Raw genomic sequence first — 17,249 nt, 5'->3', positions numbered from 1 at the left:
GTCGCCGCAGGCTTCGGAGCTGGCACGCCCACCGGTCCGTCGGTAACCAAGGACAGCTGTCAGACGTCGCGGGAGCGGAAGGCCGTCACGATCACAGCGACCGAGCCGACTGCCCACACGCCGAACGAGATCCATGAATGCGTGGCGGACGGGTGGTGGCCGACGATGTGCCCGGTGGGGCCCAGCCCGGTCAGGAAGATCCATCCGGAGAAGGGCAGGCTGTTGGTCACGAAGGCGAACAGTTGGCCGGTGTGGAAGAGCGTGTCGAGGGTGGACGAGCCGCCCATGAACAGCGACACCATCACGAAGTAAGCGAAGAGGGCGAACACGGTGGGCGCGGTGTGGCGAATGAGCGAGGCGGCGGCCATGCCGATCAGGCCGGACACCGGGAACGCGATCACGGTGGCCAGCATCCACCGGCCGAGACCGGGGGTGCTCCAGGACCAGGCGGTGAGCCGGTCCGAGTAGCCGGCCAGGGTGACGGCCCAGCTCAGCACGGCGACGAGCGCGCCGACGACGGTCGTTACGGCGGTCACGACGCTGACCTTGGCGAGCAGTACCCGGCTGCGGTTCGGTACGGCGATGAAGGTGGTGCGGATCAGACCGCTGGCCAGTTCGCCGAGCACGGTCTGGGCGCCGATCACGCCGGCGATGGTCATGAGCAGGCAGAACATGGGAGGAAAGAGGGCGTCATGCCCGGGTTCGTAGATCTGCTTGAACGAGTCGGGGTAGCTCGGCCAGGCGTTGTACGCGGTGGTGGCCACCTTCCAGGCGGAGAGGCAGGCCAGCACGGGGGCGGCGGCGACCACGATGAGGGTCGAGCGCAACGACCAGAGCTTGATCCACTCCGCGCGGAACAGGTCGAGCCAGCGGGCGGGTGACCCGACGGGAGGCTGGGTCCTGGTGGTGGGCACTGCTGCGAGGGTGGTCATCGGCCCTCACTCCTCTCCGAGGACGCGACTGCGGCGCGGTACTGGACACTGTCTGCGGTCAGCTGCATGAACGCGTCTTCCAACGTTCCACCGTGGGCCGTGACTTCGTGGACCATGACGTGGTGGGTGAAGGCGAGCTCGTTGATCTGGGCCCCGGTCAGTCCGGTGACGCTCAGGACATCCGGGCCCTCGGAGAGCACCGAGCCACCCGCGTCCCGCAGGACCCCGGTCAGTGCGGCCGGGTCCGGAGTGCGCACGGTGACGCTCGCGGTGGTGGCGCGGGCAGCGAAGTCCGCGGCGGGCTCGTCGGCGATCAGCCGGCCGCCGCCGATCACGATGAGGTGGTCGGCGGTGTTCGCCATCTCGCTCATCATGTGACTGGAGACGAAGACGGTGCGCCCCTCGGCGGCCAGGCTCCGGAACAGCTCACGCGCCCATCGGATGCCCTCCGGGTCAAGGCCGTTGACCGGCTCGTCGAAGATCAGGACGGGCGGGTCACCGAGCAGGGTGGTGGCGATGCCGAGGCGCTGGCGCATCCCGAGGGAGAAGCCGCCGATCCGCCGACGCCCCGCCCCGCCCAGGCCGACCCTCTCCAGGACCTCCTGGGCCCGGCGCTTCGGCAGGCCGTTGCTGCGGGCCAGTGCCGACAGGTGGGCCTTGGCGCTGCGCCCCTTGTGGAGGTCGTCGGCGTCCAGCAGTGCGCCGACGTGGTGCAGGCCGGTGCCGAACTCGCGGTAGCGGCGGCCGTCGATGGTGGCGGTGCCCTTGGTGGGCGTGTTCAGGCCCAGGAGCATGCGCAGCGTCGTGCTCTTGCCAGAGCCGTTGGGGCCGAGGAACCCGGTCACCCGGCCGGGCCGCACGGTGAACGTCAGGCCGTCCACCGCCAGGACATCGCCGTACCGCTTGGTCAGTTCATTGATTTCGATCACGCATCGGATGCTGTCGCGGTTCGGGCCCGCGCCACATCGGTCGCCAGAGCGGACCGCGACCCTGGCGCGTCGGTCTGAAGGATGACGCCCGGGGGACGATTTCACCAGCTCATCGCGCGGTTAGCATCGCGGCGTGACCCAAGCTCCGAAGTTCCCCGCACTGCCGCAGCGGTTGCCCGACGCTCTGACAGCCCTGAGTTGGTGCGCGGTCCCCGCGTTCGCGATCGTGCTGCTCATCGCCACGATCGCCGGGGACGGGCGCTCGCTCCACCTGGGGCGGCACGAGGGCTTCGCCGCCCCCCTGGTCATGGTGGCGGCGGCCGTCGTTCTGGCACTGCCGATCGGCTGGGCCAGCCGGCGACCGGTGCCGGTGCTGGGAGTCGTGCTGGCCGAGGCGATCGGGGTGTGGGTCTACGGGGGGAGGACCTGGCCGCTCCTGCTGGCGGCGGTCGTCCTGGTCTTCTACGTCACCGTCACCCAGGTGCAGCGCACCGCTGCCGCGGCCGGGGGCAGCGTGCTGATCACCTGGGGCATCGTCAACATGGCCGACACGCCCGGCGCGGATCTGCTGAACGTCTTCAAGCTTCCGCCGGCCTACCAGGTGGTGATCACCTTCGTCGCCTGGATCCTCGGCAGTTGGATCCGGCTACGGCAGAACCACGCCGAGACCCTGCGCGTCCAGGCCACGACCCAGGCAGTCCAGGCCGAACGGCTGCGGATCGCCCGGGAGTTGCACGACATGGTCGCGCACAGCGTGGGCATCGTCGCGATCCACGCCGGTGCGGCGGCCCGGGCCATCGAGATCGAACCGGCCGGAGCCCGCGAGTCCCTGACCGTCATCGAGAACACCAGCCGAGAGACCCTGGCGGGACTGCGCCGCATGCTGGTCGCACTGCGGGAAGCCGACTCGGAGGACCCGGGGACGACCCCCGCACCGGGCCTGGCGCACATCGAGGAGCTGGCCGCGACGGCCGCGGACGCCGGAGTGGAAGTCGTCATCCAGTGGCGCGGTGAGCAGCGCCGGCTTCCCACCGAGATCGACTTGTCCGCCTACCGCATCATTCAGGAGTCCCTGACCAACGTGCTGCGGCACGCGAGAGCCGCCACCTGCCGCATCCACGTCGACTATGCGGCGGACGGGCTCGACATCGAGGTCGTCGACGACGGACGCGGCAGTGTGAGCGGCGGCAGCGCCGGGCCCGGCTTCGGCATCGTCGGGATGTGTGAGCGCGTCAGCCTGCTGCACGGCCAGTTCAGCGCCGGTCCCAGGCCCGAGGGCGGGTTCCGGGTGGCGGCTAGGCTGCCGGTATGACGATCAGTGTCGTACTCGCCGATGACCAGCCGCTGGTGCGCGCCGGACTGCGGCTGCTCATCGCCAGTGCCCCGGACATCGAGATCGTCGGGGAGGCCGGCACCGGAACCGAGGCGGTCCAACTGGCCAAGGAACTGCGCCCCGACGTCGTGGTGATGGACATCCGCATGCCCGTCATGGACGGCATCGAGGCCACCCGCCGGATCAAGGCTCACGCCGCCGGGGTGGGGCCCGGGACGGTGGGGGTGGTGATGCTCACCACGTTCGACGACAACGAGAACCTGTACGCCGCGCTGTATGCCGGAGCCAGCGGATTCCTGGTCAAGGACATGGTGCTGGACGAGATCCTCGCAGCGATCCGCGTGGTGGCCGGTGGTGAGGCCCTGCTCGCCCCGGGCGTCACGCGCCGCCTCATCGAGCGGTTCACCGACCAGGCGCAGGCCGCCGAACCACGGCGGACGATCAAGGGGATCACCGAGCGCGAACGCGAGGTCCTGACCCTGATCGGGCGGGGCATGTCCAACAGTGAGATCTCCGCCGAGCTGCACATCAGCATGGCCACCACCAAGACCCATGTGGCACGGCTGCTCGCCAAGCTCGACGCGCGCGACCGGGTGCAGCTCGCCATTGCCGCCCATGAGGCGAAGATCGTCCCGCAGTCCGACTGAGGACCGATCGGACACAGAAGGAAGCGGGGCCCTGATCCAGCGACGGTGGATCAGGGCCCCGTGGTCTGTTCGGCGGTACTCGGTGACCGCAGTGCGGCGAGGCCGGCAGACGCGAGCAGCAGTGAACCGCCGCCGACGACGAAGGACAGTGAGGGCACCGCGTGGTACAGCGGCAGCAGGGCGATCGGGGCAACCGCCGCGCCGCCGAAGCGGAAGGCGGACACCGCTGAGAGCGCGCCACCCCGGTTGCTGGGCACCTCGCGGACGGTGAGGTTCTGCAGGGACACGTTGAGCATCGAGTAGGCGACGCCCGCGCCCGTCCAGCACAGCACCAACGCCGGCAGGCTGTGCGTCGATCCGGTCAACGCGACCAGCACTGCCCCCAGCGCGGCGGCGATCCCACCGCAGAGGCGCCCGCCGAAGCGGTCACTGAGCGAACCCCAGCTCGTGCCCAGCAGCAACCCGGTCAGGCCGAAGCCCAGCAACGCGACACCGGTGAGTTCGGGACGGACGCTGAGGTGCTCTTCGGCGTGCAGGGAGACAAGGAACGGTAGCCCGGCCGCGCCGAAGTAGCTGACGAACGCGGCCACCGACAGCAGTCCCATGCGCGCGTTCACCAGGGGGCGCAGGCGCGGAGCCTGTGCCCCCGGACGGGCACCGCCGGGCGGGGGCGACAGCGCGAGCAGCCCGGCTGCGACGGCGACCCCGACGAACGCCCAGCGCCAGTTCGCCGCCGCGGCCACCCCACCGAGCAGCGGCGAAAGCGACTGGCCGGCGGCCTGGCAACTGGCCAGCAGCCCCACGGACCGGCTCAGCCGGTGCGGTGGAACCATGTCGGCCAGCCCGGACAGCAGCAGTGGCGAGATGAACGCGTTGGCGGTGCCCATCACCGCCCGCACCACCAGCAGCAGCGCGATGTTCGGTGCGACGGCGCCGAGTAGTGAGGCGATCAGGTAGACCAGGTAGGAACCGAGCACGGTCCTGCGGCGGCCCCATCGCTCGCCCGCCGTCCCGGACACCAGTTGCACCAGGGCGAACGGTACGAAGTAGGCGGTCACCGACAGCATGGTGGCGCTCATGGAGGCGTTCAGTGAGTGGGCCATCTGCGGCAGCATCGGTGCCACCACGCCGCCGCCCAGCGGCCCCAGCGCAGCGCCGGCATACACCGCGAAAACGCGTAACTTCCCTGTCAGCCCGCTGCTTTCGGTTCGGGCTTGCGAACGTGCGAACGGCTCGGGCGACCCCGACCGGGCCGCATTGGCCAGTGCGGTGTTTCCCACAGCGCCGCTCGGCGCATGGTCGTCAATCATCACGGTCTCTCTCCGCTCAGAGCGGGCTGATCCGTGAGTGACGCTAAGTTCTCCAGATGGTGCTTGGGTAATGCCCTTCATGGAACACCGATAGCCGACAGGCATAGTCCGAAGTGGGCGGAGCGCGTCAGCGGTCCACCGTGGTGGTCGCCACATCGATGAACCGGCGCAGCAGGAGCTCCTGTACGTGCGGCAGGTAAGCGAGTTCGACCGGGACCGGAGGCGCGTTGACCAGTGGAACGAAGGCCACCCCGGGGTGGTTGATCCGGCGCACCCCTACTGCCGGGGCCACCCCGATGCCGCGATCCGCGGCCACCGACTCCACCCACTCGTCGTAGTTGGTCGTCTCGATCACCTCCTGCGGCCCCTCGCCGGGAGCCCAGGACCAGTGGCCGGTCGCGCCGCTGACCACATTCACCACGAGTGGCCAGCGGGGAACGTCTGCCCAGTCCACCTGGTCGAGCCGACTCACGTCGGACTCGGCGGCGCAGGCGATCGCCACCCGAGGTTCTTCGAACAGGCGCACCACCTTGACCGACGCGGACGGGCGCACACCGCCGCGCACCAGCGCGACATCGATCGCATGGCGTTGCAGCGCCTGGATCGGATCGTCGATGCGTACCAGGTGCACTTTGCTCCCCGAGATCCGCTCGAACTCGCTGATGGTGCGCTGCGTCCACGGGTCCGGCATCAGCCAGCTGAATCCCAGCCGGACGCTGAGCTGCTCACTCAACGCGTTCATCGCCCGGTCCAGCTCGTTGAGCACCCGTTCCACCTGCGCGAGAAAGGAGTTGCCCACGTTGGTGAGTTCCACGTGCCGGGAGCTTCGGTTGAACAACCGCACCTGCAGCGCGGCCTCCAACTGCTGAACGGTGCGAGTCAACGCGGGCTGCGTGATGGTCAGTTCCTCGGCCGCACGGGTGAACGACCGCTGTCGAGCCACCTCGACGAACGCGCGCAGGTGACGCAGCTCGACATCCATGACTGTGGAGCATAGCCGGGGCACACAAAGCATTTCCCAAATTCGTACGGGCATAGCTACGTTCGGCTTGCTACCGCGACGAAAAGTGTCCGGATCGGGTGGGACTTCCCGGGGACAAAGTTGAGAGTGAGGAGTAATCAGCATGGCCAAGGGATATCTGGTCGGCACGTATCGGTCGGTGAGCGACCCAGAAAAACTCTCTGCGTACGGGGAGCTGGCGAAGCCCGCGCTGGAGGCGGCCGGCGGTCGGATTCTGGCCAGGGGCGGCCGGGTTACCGCGTTCGAGTCGGGGCTGGCCGAGCGCACGGTCCTGATCGAGTTCCCAAGCTACGACGCCGCGGTCGCAGCCTACGAAAGCGAGGAGTACCAGCGGGCCGTCGCGGTCTTGGACGGCGGAGCGGAGCGCGATGTGCGGGTCGTGGAGGGGCTTGGCTGAGCGCCCGAACGCTCACGTGGTCCCCGCCGACGACGGCGGGGACCCGTGTGGGGAGTTGATGCGTCCGGGCGGGCCGTAGCAGATCGAGGTCAGTGCAGAACGTCAATCTCACTCCAACGGGTGAAATGACGTTCCGTGGTGCTCATGTGACGGATTGTTCGAGAAGACTGGCGGCTCATCGTTTCATCTGCGTTGGGGTACCGCCTTGTCTTCTCATCGAATCGTTTCTGCTGCGGCTGCCACGGTGGTCTGCACGGTGCTCGCCGCCGCGCCCGTCCAGGCCGCCCCCGTGGCCTCGACCGCGCCCGCCGCCTCGCCCGGCAAAGCGCGTGCCGTCACCGCCGAAGTCGCCCTGGACGTCAAGCTGCTGAACAACGCCGTGGACGTCCCGGTGGACATCGCGCTCAACAAGGTGGAGACACCCGCGCAGCGATGGGGGTCCCCCCAGCCGGAGGCTGGGGGAGGCTCCGTCCTCACCGCCAAGGTGGACGGCGTCGACCAGCGGGGCCCGGTCGAGCTGGTCAAGGCCGACATCGGCAAGTCCGTCACCCGTGCCGACGCCAAGGGCGCCGCCGCCTCCGTCAAGCTGGTCAACGCCGACGTGCACGCCCCCGGCCTGCCCGCCACCGCGCTGCTCGGGCTGGAGGCGATGAGCGCCGAGGCCACCTGCCCGGTCGACGGGCAGCCGACCGCGGACGTGGTCGCGCCCGCCAAGCTGACCGTGCTGGGCAAGCCCGTCACCGTCGGGCTGTACGGCCCGACCAAGGTGGACGTGCCGCTGGTCGGCAGCGTGTCGGTGGAGTTCTCCAAGAAGACCACCACCACGACCACCGCCGCCGCCTCGGCCCTGGAGGTGCAGGTGGAGGTGAACCCGCTGAACCTGAACGTCGCCAAGGTCACCGGTACGATCACCGTGGCCTCGGTGAGCTGCGAGAAGCCCGTCGCCCCCGCTCCGACGGACACCCCGAGCACGGCGCCCACCGGCGCGCCCACCGCCCAGCCGGTCGCCGACACCACCACCTCGCGGGCCGCCGTGCCCCAGGCGGCGGTGGAGAAGCCCGGCAAGCCCGAGACGCTCGCCAGCACCGGCGGCAGCAGCGCCACCGGCCCGCTGGCCGCCGGAGCCGCCGCTCTGGTCGCGGGCGGCGCGGCCGCGCTGTGGGCCACCCGGCGCCGCCGGGCCGCGCACGCCCGTCGGCACTGAGCACGCCAGCCGGTACTGAGCGCGCCTGGCCACCCGAAACGGTGCGGGGTGCCGCACGCGGCACTCCCGCACCGTGACCGTGCCAACGCGGACGGTTGGTTCACATGCGCGTTACATGAGAGGAACAACCGGGAAACGGCGGCTTGCGACGCTACGCGGGCACCCACCACCCAGCAATGCGAGGGACCAAGCCGTGGCAATCAAGGCCGAGTACATCTGGATCGACGGCACCAAGCCGACCGCGAAGCTCCGCTCCAAGACTCGCGTCCTGCCCAACGCCGACAAGATCCCCACTTGGGGCTTCGACGGTTCCTCGACCAACCAGGCCGAGGGCCACGCCTCGGACCGCGTGCTGGAGCCGGTGAAGGTCGTCAAGGACCCGATCCGCGGCGGCGACAACATCCTGGTCCTCTGCGAGGTCCTGGAGACGAACGGTACCCCGCACGAGTCCAACACCCGCGCCCTGCTGCGTGAGGTCGACGAGAAGTACGCCTCGCAGGAGTCGATCTTCGGCATCGAGCAGGAGTACACCTTCTTCAAGGGCTCCCGCCCGCTCGGCTTCCCGGAGGGCGGCTTCCCGGCCCCGCAGGGCGGCTACTACTGCGGCGTCGGCGCCGAGGAGGTCTTCGGCCGCGAGATCGTCGAGCTGCACCTGGACCGCTGCATCGACGCCGGCCTGGCCATCTGCGGCATCAACGCCGAGGTCATGCCCGGCCAGTGGGAGTTCCAGATCGGCCCGGTCGACGCGCTGACGGTCTCGGACGACCTGTGGATCGCCCGCTACCTGCTGTACCGCACCGCCGAGGAGTTCGGCATCGACGCCACCCTGGACGCCAAGCCGGCCCGCGGTGACTGGAACGGCGCGGGTGCCCACACCAACTTCTCCACCAAGGCGATGCGCGAGGGCTACGACGCCATCATCACCGCCTGCGAGTCGCTCGGCACCTCCCAGGAGAAGGTGCTGGAGCACGTCACCCAGTACGGCGCCGACATCGAGTCCCGCCTGACCGGCAAGCACGAGACCGCCCCGTGGAACGTCTACAGCTACGGCGTCTCCAACCGCGGCGCCTCGGTCCGCATCCCGTGGCAGGTCGAGGTGGAGCAGAAGGGCTACATCGAGGACCGCCGCCCGAACGCCAACGTCGACCCCTACGTCGTCACCCGCCTCCTGATCAACACCTGCTGCGAGGCCCTGGAGAAGGCCGGCCAGGTCTGATCCGCCCCTGAGGTGCGTACGCCCGCAGGCCCTCCCCGTTCGGGGAGGGCCTGCGGGCGTTGCGGCTTGGGCAAATCGCTGGTCAATCCCGGTTGGCCACCGGACAATTCACGGCATGACTCGACAGCCACTGCTCCTGCTCGACGTGGACGGACCGCTCAATCCCTATGCCGCGCCGAGGCTCCGGCGGCCGGCCGGCTACCGCGTCCACGAGCTGATGCCCAGCTGGTGGATGGAGCGGCAGGTCCGGCGGGTGGACGGCGAGGCGAAGCCGCTGCGGGTGTGGCTGAACCCGGCGCACGGGGTCGAGTTGCTGGCGCTGCCGTACGAGCTGGTGTGGGCGACCACCTGGATGGCCGAGGCGAACGCGCTCATCGGCCCGAACCTCGGGCTGCCCGAACTCCCGTACATCGCCTGGACGGAGCTGTTCGGCGAGGATCCGGACGGGCTGCACTGGAAGACCAGGGACGTGGTCGCCTGGGCGGACGGGCGGCCGTTCGTCTGGGTGGACGACGAGCTGGGGCCGCAGGACGCCGAGTGGATCGCCGCCCACCACCCGGGCCCGGCGCTCACCCTGCACGTCAACCCGCGGGTCGGCATGCTCGCCGAGGACTTCGCGACCCTGCGGGAGTGGGCGGAGGACGCGCCGTGCTGATCGGCCACGTGGAACGGCTGCGCCGCTACCCGGTGAAGTCGCTGCTGGGGGAGGAGCTTTCGGCGGCGGAGGTGTCCGGGCGGGGCGTGGCCGGGGACCGGGAGCGGGCGCTGCTGGACCTGGCGACCGGGCGGGTGGCCAGTGCGAAGAACCCCCGGCTGTGGGCGGGGCTGCTGCGGTACTCGGCGACGGCCGCGGCGGACGGCCAGGTGGCGATCACCGGCCCGGAGGGGCGGGTCGCGGACGAGGCGGAGCTGTCCGAGGCACTCGGCCGCAAGCTCGCCCTGATCACCGAGCGCCCGCCCGGTGCGGCGGTCGAGCGGGCGGTGCCGGAAGAGGTGCTGGCGTGCGGGATCGAGGCCGAAGTCCCGGTGACGGTCAATGAGTTGGGGCGGGCTGCACCGGAAGGCGGTTTCTTCGACTTCGCCCCCGTGCACCTGATCACCGACGCCACACTGCGCGCCGTCGGCGTCGAGGCCGAGCGTTACCGGCCGAACCTGGTGCTCCGCACCGGGGGCGAGGGGTTCGTCGAGAACGCCTGGGTGGGGCGGGAGTTGGCCGTCGGCGAGACGCTGCGGCTGCGGATCGTGGCGCCCACCCCGCGCTGCGCCGTTCCCACCCTGGGGCACGGTCCGCTGCCCCGCCGGGCGGACGCGCTGCGGGTGCCCGCCGAGCGCAACCGGCTGGTCCCGCTGGAGGGGATGCCGGCACTGCCCTGCGCGGGGGTGTACGCGCAGGTGCTGGCGCCCGGCCGGATCGAGCCCGGGGCCGAGGTCAGGCTGAACTGAGCACGGTCTCCAGGGCGTTGAGGAAGCGGTCGGTGGTCTCCTCGTCCCGTACGGCGATCCGCAGCCAGTCCTCGCCGAGGCCGGGGAAGGTGTCCCCGCGCCGGACGGCGAAGCCGTGCTCGCGCAGCCGCTCGCGGACCGCGGCCGCGCCCGGCAGCCGGACCAGGACGAAGGAGGCGGCCGGCTCGCCGTACACCCGCAGTGCCGGGAAGGCGGCCAGGCCTTTCAGCAAGTACGCCCGCCAGAGGGCGAGTTCGGCGGCCGCCTGCTCAGCCTCGGCCAGTGCCGACCGGCCGCTGCACGCCTCGGCGGCGACCAGGGCCGGGGTGGAGACCGGCCAGAGCGGCTGCGCGGCGCCGAGGGCGGCGATCAGCGGTGCCGGTCCGAGCACATAGCCGATCCGCAGTCCGGCCAGGCCCCAGGTCTTGGTGAGGCTGCGCAGGACGACGACCCGGCCGGGCAGGTCCCGGGCCGGGGCGAGGGACTCCCGCTCGCCGGGCACGGTGTCCATGAACGCCTCGTCCACCACCAGGGTGCGCCCGGGCCGGGCGAGCGCGGCGACGGCCTCGGCGGGGTGCAGGACGGAGGTCGGGTTGGTCGGGTTGCCGAGGACGACCAGGTCCGCCTCCTCGGGGACGGCGCCCAGCCGGAAGCCGTCCTCGGGGGAGAGCAGCACCCGGTGCACCCAGTGCCCGGCGTCCCGCAGCGCGGCCTCCGGCTCGGTGAACTGCGGGTGCACCACGGCGATGTGGCGAGGCGTCAGAACACGTGCGAGCAGGACGAAGGCCTCCGCCGCCCCCGAGGTGAGCAGCACCTCCTCGACCGGGCGCCCGTGCCGGGCGGCCACCGCGGCGCGGGCGGCGCTCTGGTCGGGGTAGGCGGCGAGGTCGCCGAGGGTGGCGGCCAGGCGCTCGCGCAGCCAGGTCGGGGGCGTGCCGGTGCGGACGTTGACGGCGAGGTCGACCAGGCCGCTCCCGTCGGCCCGCACCTCGGCGTCGCCGTGGTGGCGCAGGTCGGGCTCGTGGGCGGTCATGCGGGGTCTCCTGCCGGTCGTGCGGGTACGGCGGTCGGCTGGGGCACGTGGTGGACGTCGTAGCGGCCGGGGGGCACCGCGGGCTCCGCGTCGTCGCCGTGGGTGACCAGTGCGACGGTGTGCCCGTGCGCGGCGAGTTCGGTGGCCGCCCCGATGTGGTCGACCGCCGTTCCGGTGCCGTCCTGCGCCGCGTAGGCCCAGGGCACCACCCGTCCGCTCGCGCTCCGTACCGTCCCGGGCGCCGCCACGGCGACCTGCCGGGTGCCCGGCCGGAGCAGGTCGGCCAGCGCCTCGACCGTGTTCGGCCGGCCCACCACCGCGGAGGCGCCGCGCAGTTCGGTCAGCGCCTGCGGCCCCAACCGGTCGGGGCCGTCCGGTCCGAGGTCGATCACGACCAGCCGCCCGGGCACCGCCGCCCGGGCGATCGCCACCGTCGCCGTCGCCGACTTCCGCTTGGTGACCACGAGTCGGCCGCCCGGCGCACTGGCCAGTGCGGCCGCCTCGGCGACGCTCGCGGTGCCGACGGCGGTACCGACCAGGTCGGACGGGTTCGGCACCGGTACGTCCGCCAGTCGCGCCACCGGATGCTCGTCCACCGGCACCCCGGTCAGGCGGGACGCGGCCCAACGCACCGCCGGATGGTCCGCCTTGCCGGTGACGGTGGCCAGCCGGGCCACCGAGGAGCGGTCGAGGCCCTCCTCCGCCAGGGTATCCGTCAGCAGTCGCATCAGCTCGGCGGGTTCGGTGCCGCTGCCAGCGCCGATCCCGACCACCAGGGTGCGTGGGTACACCAGGACGTCGCTCTCGCCCGGCTCCTCCCAGTCGACGACCCGCAGGACCGGGGCGTCCGCAGGCGTGCCGGGCACGAAGGGCGGGGAGGGTGTGATCGCGGGGTCCCCGGGCGGCGACGGGTAGTCGGTGAGCACCGGGGTGACCCCCAGGACGAGCTGCACCTCCCGGGCCAGTTCCTCGGCGGCCTCGCCGCCGGCGAGCGGGATCACCCATCGTCGCTGGGGGTCCACACAGAGCAGGCTGGTGCCGCGCGGGGCTTCGATGTGCCAATGCCGGAGCAGCGAGACGACCGTGGGCAGTGGTGCGAAGGCGACCACCCGCCGGTACCGACCCAGCGCGAAGGACATCGCATCGGGCGCCTGGAAGCAGTTGCCGATGGAGGCGACGTGGACGCGGCTGCTCTCCGGCCAGGCAGCGTGCAGCTCAGTCGCGAGCGGTCTGACCGCCCCGTCGATGGCGACCAGTCCGATCACGTCGCGTACTCCTTCGTCCAAGCCCCCGTGATCCCACCACGTGCGGCCGAAAAGGGTCAATCGGGACGCGTGTGACATCCGACGCGGCGCCGATTACTCCGTATCAGGACCGCCTCGCAGCTGTTCTTCTGTTCTTCACTTCTCTTGTGCGGTACACGACACGCCGCGATCCTACTGTTCTCGGCGCTCCCGCCCCGGAAGCCCCGACTCACGGAGGACCCCATGGCCTTCGCACGACTCCGCACCCCCGGCACCCCCACCGCCGGTCCGCGCCCCGCCCGTCGCCGCAGGCTCCGCCCGATCACCGCCCTCGCCACCGGCCTCGGCCTGGTGGCCGGCTCGCTCGGCCTGTGGGCCGCGGGCGGCAGCGCGGCCGCCGACACCGCGGCCGGCCTGCCCTCGCCCGACCACGTGGTCGTCGTCATGCTGGAGAACCACGCGTACTCGCAGGTCATCGGCAGCTCCAGCGCGCCGTACATCAACGGCACCCTGGCCGCCGGCGGCGCGACGCTGACCCAGTCGTACGCGCTCACCCACCCCAGCCAGCCCAACTACTACATGCTGTTCTCCGGCAGCGCGCAGGGCGTCGTCGACGACAGCTGCGTGGACGTCGGCGCGCTGCAGCAGCCCAACCTGGCGTCCGAGCTGCTCGCCGCCAACCAGACCTGGGCCAGCTACAACGAGGGCCTGCCGTCCGTCGGCGCCACCGACTGCAGCAGCGGCAACTATGCGCAGAAGCACAACCCGTGGTTCGGCTTCGGCAACGTGCCCACCTCCAGCGCCTACGGCATGGACGCGTTCCCGACCGACTTCACCACCCTGCCCAAGGTCTCCTTCGTCATCCCGGACCTGTGCGACGACATGCACGACTGTTCGGTGGGCACCGGCGACTCCTGGCTGCAGACCAACCTCGACGCCTACGCCCAGTGGGCCAAGAGCAACAACAGCCTGCTGGTGGTGACCTTCGACGAGGACAACCGCCTGGCCGGCAACCGCATCCCGACCGTCGTCTACGGCGCCCACGTCGCCCCCGGCAGCTCCACCGCCACCACCTACAACCACTACGACGTGCTCCACACCCTGGAGGACCTGGCCGGCGTCAACGCCCACGCCGGCAACTCCGCCAACGCCGCCGACATCAGCGGCATCTGGAACTGACACCCGTGTACGTCGCGGACTCCCGCAGCTCCAAGGCCCCCGTCGCACCGGCCACCGGCCAGGTGCGGCGGGGCGCCGCCCTGCGCGCCGTGCCGGGGGCGGTCCTCGCCCTCGGCACCGTCAGCATGGTCACCGACATCTCCTCCGAGATGGTCAACGCCGTGCTTCCGCTCTACCTGCTCACCGGACTCGGCCTCTCCCCGCTCGGCTTCGGCCTGCTCGACGGCATCCAGAACGGCTTCAGCGCCCTGGTCCGGCTCGTCGGCGGCCACCTCGCCGACCGCCGCGGCCGCGACGGGGCCGCCCGCCACAAGGCCGTCGCGGCCGTCGGCTACGGACTGTCCGCGCTGTGCCGGCCGCTGCTGCTGTTCGTCCACACCGTGCCGCTGATCGGCGCCGTCATCGCCGTCGACCGCACCGGCAAGGGCCTGCGCACCGCGCCCCGGGACGCGATGATCTCGCTGGCCACCGAACCCGCCCACCGCGGACGGGCGTTCGGCGTGCACCGGGCGATGGACACGGCCGGCGCCCTGCTCGGCCCGCTCACCGCCTTCCTGGTGCTGCGGCTGGCCGGCGGCCCGATGCTCGCCGACGGCGGCGAGCGGCACGGCTACGAAGCGGTGTTCACCGTCAGCGCCTGCGTCGCCGCGCTGGGCGTGCTGATCCTGCTGCTGTTCGTGCCCAGCCGGCAGAACGGTGACGCTCCGTCAACTATCGCTCCCTCGCTGCGCAGCAGTCTCACCCTGCTGCGCCTGCCCGGCCTGCGCCGGCTCACCGCGTGCGCCGTGCTGCTCGGGCTCACCACCGTCAGCGACTCCTTTCTCTACCTACTGATCCAGCGCCGACTCGGCCTGTCCGTCAACCTGTTCCCGCTGCTGCCGCTCGGCACCGCGGCCGCCTTCCTGCTGCTCGCCGTCCCGCTCGGTTCGCTCGCCGACCGGATCGGGCGCCGCCGGCTCTTCCTGCTCGGGCACGGGGTGCTGCTGCTCGCGTACGGGCTGCTGCTCTCGCCGCTGCGCGGACTGCCCGCGGTGCTCTGCGTCCTGGTGCTGCACGGCTCGTTCTACGCCGCCACCGACGGCGTGCTCGCCGCCGCCGCGGCCGACGCCGTACCCGCCGAGCAGCGCGGCGCCGGGCTCGCCCTGGTCGGCACCGGGCAGGCGCTGGCCCGGTTCGCCTGCTCGCTGCTGTTCGGCGCGCTGTGGAGCGCGGTGGGCGGCCCGACCGCGCTCGCCTGGTCGGCGGGGGCGCTGGCGCTGTGCGTGGCCGGCGCGGCGGTGGTGCTGCGTTCGTCCGGGACCGTTGCCGCTGAGGAGGGTGTGTGAACCTGCAGAACAACCGCACCAGGGTGATCGTGCTGCTGGTCGCCGTCCTGGTGCTCGGCGCGGTCGGCACCGGGGCCGTCCTCTACGCGGCCGACCGCACCGCCCGCCGGGACCAGACCCAGTCCGGCGGCCCGGCCGTCTCCCCCGGGAACGTCTCGCTCCAAGCCCCCTCGAACGGCCGTCAGTTGCTCTTCCGCAACATGGCGTGGGGCCCGCACCGGGACGAGATCACCACCGTCCCCGCCGACCACCCCGACGGGCCGCGCACCGCCTCCGGCACCCAGTGCCTGCGCTTCCACGCCGCCGCCGGCACCGGCATCTGCCTGCAGGCCCAGCACGGCGCGTTGGAGGACACCTACCGCGCCGTCATCCTGGACGACCACCTGCACGAGCGGCGCTCCTTCCCCGCCGCCGGCATCCCCACCCGCGCCCGGGTCTCCCCGTCCGGGCACTTCGCCGCCTGGACGGTCTTCGTCAGCGGCGACTCCTACGCGGGCACCAACTTCTCCACCCGCACCTCGATCGTGGACGTGCGGGACTGGAACCTGCGGGAGAACCTCGAGGACTTCGCCGTCGTCAAGGACGGCCACCCGTACCAGGCGCACGACGTCAACATCTGGGGCGTCACCTTCGCCGACGACAACACCTTCTACGCCACCCTCGCCACCTCCGGACAGACCCACCTCGTCCGCGGCGACCTCGCCGCCCGCACCCTCACCACCCTGCACGACAACGTCGAGTGCCCCTCCCTCTCCCCGGACGGCACCCGCGTCGCCTACAAGAAGCGCGTCCCCGGCCTGTCGCCCGACGCCCCCTGGCGGCTGTACGTGCTCGACCTCGCGACCGGGACCGAGACCGCCACCGCCGAGCAGCGCAACATCGACGACCAGGCGCTCTGGTCCGACAACGGCACCCTGCTCTACGCCCTGCCCGGGGACTACGGCGCCGACCTGTGGACCGTCCCGGCGGACGGCTCCGGCACCGCGCGGCTGGTCACCAAGGCTGCCGTCGCCCCCGCCTACCTGGGCTGAGGAACTCTCCGCTACCGTCCCACGTCGAGCAGAGTGTGACGCCCTGACCGAAGGGTCCGGCCGGGCGTCCTGATCGAAACGGGGGAGCGAGACAACCGTGGACGGTATCCCACCCGAGCGCATGGTCACCGACTCCTGGCCGGCCCTGCACGGCCGCCCGGTCCTGCGGCGCACCGTCGCCGTCGGACTGGTGCTGTGCGTGTCCGTCGCCGCCGCCCTGGTGGTGCGCGGCGTCAACGCGCTAACCGCCGGAGGGGTCGGCGGCCGGGAGACCGACCGCGACCGCGCCGAGCGCCTGGCCGGCCTCCACCCCTCCCAGCACCCCGGCGCCGGCCGCTACTACGTCCCGGTCGGCGCCGTCTACACCCGCACCTCGGACGGCGCGCCCATCGCGTACCTGCACTACCGGCTCGGCGGCGGCAAGGAACCCGGCCTCGGCGACTTCCTGCGCACCTACGACCTCCCCGAGCCCGGACCGGCCGCGCCGCTGCCGCCGGACCTCGCCGCCGCCCTCGGGGGCGACGAGCCGGCGGAGGCGCCGGAACTGCCGGAGGAGCCGGCTTCGCCCTCCGCCCCCTCCTCGGGGCCGAGTGCGGCGGGCGCGCCCGATGCGTCCGCCACGCCTGCCGCGCCGGACACGCCTGCCGCGCCGTCTGCGTCTGCCGCGCCCGCCGCGGCCGCCGCGCCCGCCGCGATCGCGGCGGAGCCGACGCCGACCGAGGCCGACCCGGACGGCGCGGGAAACGCCGCCGTGGCCGACGAGCCCGAGGACGACGCTCCCGGGAACGACGCCCCCGTGGACGGCACGCCCGGCCCGAGCCCGAGCCCGACCCCCACCCCGACCCCGACCTGGACGCCCACCGCGACCCCGTCCGCCGTCCCCACCCATGCGCCGACGGCCCGCCGGATCTACGTCGCCACCATCCCAGGCGGCCTGCCGGGGGCCGCCGACATCTACATCCGCGCCACCGGCTGAGGCGGCGCCGGAAGACGCCTCCGCCCCGC

The 17,249-nt window shown here is 72.0% G+C and carries 17 protein-coding genes; 11 read left to right on the top strand and 6 right to left on the bottom strand.

Annotation, left to right across the window (positions count from 1 at the left end):
* Positions 1–59: 59 nt before the first annotated feature.
* Together ACIG5E_RS23150 and ACIG5E_RS23145 are read right to left on the bottom strand one after the other, a co-directional pair.
* Positions 60–932 (bottom strand): hypothetical protein, encoded by an 873-nt coding sequence (locus tag ACIG5E_RS23150; RefSeq protein WP_396536133.1) that lies wholly within the window; start codon positions 930–932, stop codon positions 60–62.
* The gene (locus tag ACIG5E_RS23145) at positions 929–1,861 is read right to left on the bottom strand and encodes an ATP-binding cassette domain-containing protein (protein ID WP_396536131.1); all 933 of its coding nucleotides are present in this window, start codon (positions 1,859–1,861) and stop codon (positions 929–931) included. Before ACIG5E_RS23145 ends, ACIG5E_RS23150 begins: the two co-directional genes overlap by 4 nt.
* A 133-nt stretch (positions 1,862–1,994) precedes the next feature.
* Here ACIG5E_RS23145 and ACIG5E_RS23140 point away from each other — a divergent pair, with 133 nt between their 5' ends.
* On the top strand, positions 1,995–3,173 hold the full coding sequence (locus ACIG5E_RS23140; protein WP_396536129.1) for a sensor histidine kinase: 1,179 nt from the start codon (positions 1,995–1,997) through the stop codon (positions 3,171–3,173).
* Positions 3,170–3,841 carry a response regulator gene (locus tag ACIG5E_RS23135; protein ID WP_396536127.1) on the top strand — a complete coding sequence of 224 codons (672 nt, stop codon included), beginning with the start codon at positions 3,170–3,172 and terminating at the stop codon, positions 3,839–3,841. The genes ACIG5E_RS23140 and ACIG5E_RS23135 overlap by 4 nt, the downstream gene beginning before the upstream one ends.
* A gap of 50 nt (positions 3,842–3,891) precedes the next feature.
* Here ACIG5E_RS23135 and ACIG5E_RS23130 read toward each other — a convergent pair whose 3' ends face one another.
* Positions 3,892–5,151 carry an MFS transporter gene (locus ACIG5E_RS23130; RefSeq protein WP_396536316.1) on the bottom strand — a complete coding sequence of 420 codons (1,260 nt, stop codon included), beginning with the start codon at positions 5,149–5,151 and terminating at the stop codon, positions 3,892–3,894.
* A gap of 127 nt (positions 5,152–5,278) precedes the next feature.
* The gene (locus ACIG5E_RS23125; RefSeq protein ID WP_396536125.1) at positions 5,279–6,133 is read right to left on the bottom strand and encodes a LysR family transcriptional regulator; all 855 of its coding nucleotides are present in this window, start codon (positions 6,131–6,133) and stop codon (positions 5,279–5,281) included.
* Positions 6,134–6,275: 142 nt separating this feature from the next.
* Here ACIG5E_RS23125 and ACIG5E_RS23120 point away from each other — a divergent pair, with 142 nt between their 5' ends.
* From ACIG5E_RS23120 to ACIG5E_RS23100, 5 genes are all read left to right on the top strand, one after another.
* Positions 6,276–6,569, top strand: a complete 294-nt coding sequence (locus ACIG5E_RS23120) for a DUF1330 domain-containing protein (protein WP_396536123.1) — start codon at positions 6,276–6,278, stop codon at positions 6,567–6,569.
* A 244-nt stretch (positions 6,570–6,813) separates the two neighbouring features.
* Positions 6,814–7,773, top strand: a complete 960-nt coding sequence (locus ACIG5E_RS23115; RefSeq protein WP_396536121.1) for an SCO1860 family LAETG-anchored protein — start codon at positions 6,814–6,816, stop codon at positions 7,771–7,773.
* 193 nt (positions 7,774–7,966) lie between these two features.
* A complete protein-coding gene (gene glnII / locus ACIG5E_RS23110; protein ID WP_396536119.1) occupies positions 7,967–8,989 on the top strand; it encodes a glutamine synthetase in 1,023 nt (340 codons plus the stop codon).
* A gap of 115 nt (positions 8,990–9,104) precedes the next feature.
* Positions 9,105–9,644 carry a hypothetical protein gene (locus tag ACIG5E_RS23105; RefSeq protein WP_396536117.1) on the top strand — a complete coding sequence of 180 codons (540 nt, stop codon included), beginning with the start codon at positions 9,105–9,107 and terminating at the stop codon, positions 9,642–9,644.
* Positions 9,620–10,432: an MOSC domain-containing protein gene (locus ACIG5E_RS23100; RefSeq protein WP_396536115.1), complete on the top strand. Its 813-nt coding sequence runs from the start codon at positions 9,620–9,622 to the stop codon at positions 10,430–10,432. Before ACIG5E_RS23105 ends, ACIG5E_RS23100 begins: the two co-directional genes overlap by 25 nt.
* Here ACIG5E_RS23100 and cobC read toward each other — a convergent pair.
* Both cobC and ACIG5E_RS23090 read right to left on the bottom strand, forming a co-directional pair.
* Positions 10,419–11,465 (bottom strand): Rv2231c family pyridoxal phosphate-dependent protein CobC, encoded by a 1,047-nt coding sequence (gene cobC, locus ACIG5E_RS23095; protein ID WP_396536113.1) that lies wholly within the window; start codon positions 11,463–11,465, stop codon positions 10,419–10,421. The genes ACIG5E_RS23100 and cobC overlap by 14 nt on opposite strands.
* A complete protein-coding gene (locus tag ACIG5E_RS23090; protein WP_396536111.1) occupies positions 11,462–12,730 on the bottom strand; it encodes a cobalamin biosynthesis protein in 1,269 nt (422 codons plus the stop codon). Before ACIG5E_RS23090 ends, cobC begins: the two co-directional genes overlap by 4 nt.
* A gap of 222 nt (positions 12,731–12,952) precedes the next feature.
* On the opposite strand from ACIG5E_RS23090, the gene ACIG5E_RS23085 reads away from it, so the two are divergent.
* The 4 genes from ACIG5E_RS23085 to ACIG5E_RS23070 all read left to right on the top strand — a co-directional run bounded on the left by ACIG5E_RS23085 (position 12,953) and on the right by ACIG5E_RS23070 (position 17,220).
* A complete protein-coding gene (locus ACIG5E_RS23085) occupies positions 12,953–13,888 on the top strand; it encodes an alkaline phosphatase family protein (RefSeq protein ID WP_396536109.1) in 936 nt (311 codons plus the stop codon).
* 5 nt (positions 13,889–13,893) lie between these two features.
* Positions 13,894–15,213, top strand: a complete 1,320-nt coding sequence (locus ACIG5E_RS23080) for an MFS transporter (RefSeq protein ID WP_396536107.1) — start codon at positions 13,894–13,896, stop codon at positions 15,211–15,213.
* Positions 15,210–16,244: a TolB family protein gene (locus ACIG5E_RS23075; protein ID WP_396536105.1), complete on the top strand. Its 1,035-nt coding sequence runs from the start codon at positions 15,210–15,212 to the stop codon at positions 16,242–16,244. Before ACIG5E_RS23080 ends, ACIG5E_RS23075 begins: the two co-directional genes overlap by 4 nt.
* 97 nt (positions 16,245–16,341) lie before the next feature.
* Positions 16,342–17,220: a hypothetical protein gene (locus ACIG5E_RS23070; protein WP_396536103.1), complete on the top strand. Its 879-nt coding sequence runs from the start codon at positions 16,342–16,344 to the stop codon at positions 17,218–17,220.
* Positions 17,221–17,249: the final 29 nt, after the last annotated feature.

Origin of the sequence: Kitasatospora sp. NPDC053057, assembly GCF_044546945.1 — a bacterium.
GTDB lineage: Bacteria > Actinomycetota > Actinomycetes > Streptomycetales > Streptomycetaceae > Kitasatospora.
The sequence above is the reverse complement of the archived record's forward strand: the minus strand, read 5'-3'. Positions and strand labels throughout refer to the sequence as shown.

Coding starts and splice junctions, on each gene's coding strand:
- ACIG5E_RS23085 (WP_396536109.1), top strand. CDS start 12,953: ATGGCCTTCGCACGACTCCGCACCCCCGGCACCCCCACCGCCGGTCCG.
- ACIG5E_RS23125 (WP_396536125.1), bottom strand. CDS start 6,133: ATGGATGTCGAGCTGCGTCACCTGCGCGCGTTCGTCGAGGTGGCTCGA.
- cobC (WP_396536113.1), bottom strand. CDS start 11,465: ATGACCGCCCACGAGCCCGACCTGCGCCACCACGGCGACGCCGAGGTG.
- ACIG5E_RS23105 (WP_396536117.1), top strand. CDS start 9,105: ATGACTCGACAGCCACTGCTCCTGCTCGACGTGGACGGACCGCTCAAT.
- ACIG5E_RS23130 (WP_396536316.1), bottom strand. CDS start 5,151: ATGATTGACGACCATGCGCCGAGCGGCGCTGTGGGAAACACCGCACTG.
- ACIG5E_RS23150 (WP_396536133.1), bottom strand. CDS start 932: ATGACCACCCTCGCAGCAGTGCCCACCACCAGGACCCAGCCTCCCGTC.
- ACIG5E_RS23135 (WP_396536127.1), top strand. CDS start 3,170: ATGACGATCAGTGTCGTACTCGCCGATGACCAGCCGCTGGTGCGCGCC.
- ACIG5E_RS23120 (WP_396536123.1), top strand. CDS start 6,276: ATGGCCAAGGGATATCTGGTCGGCACGTATCGGTCGGTGAGCGACCCA.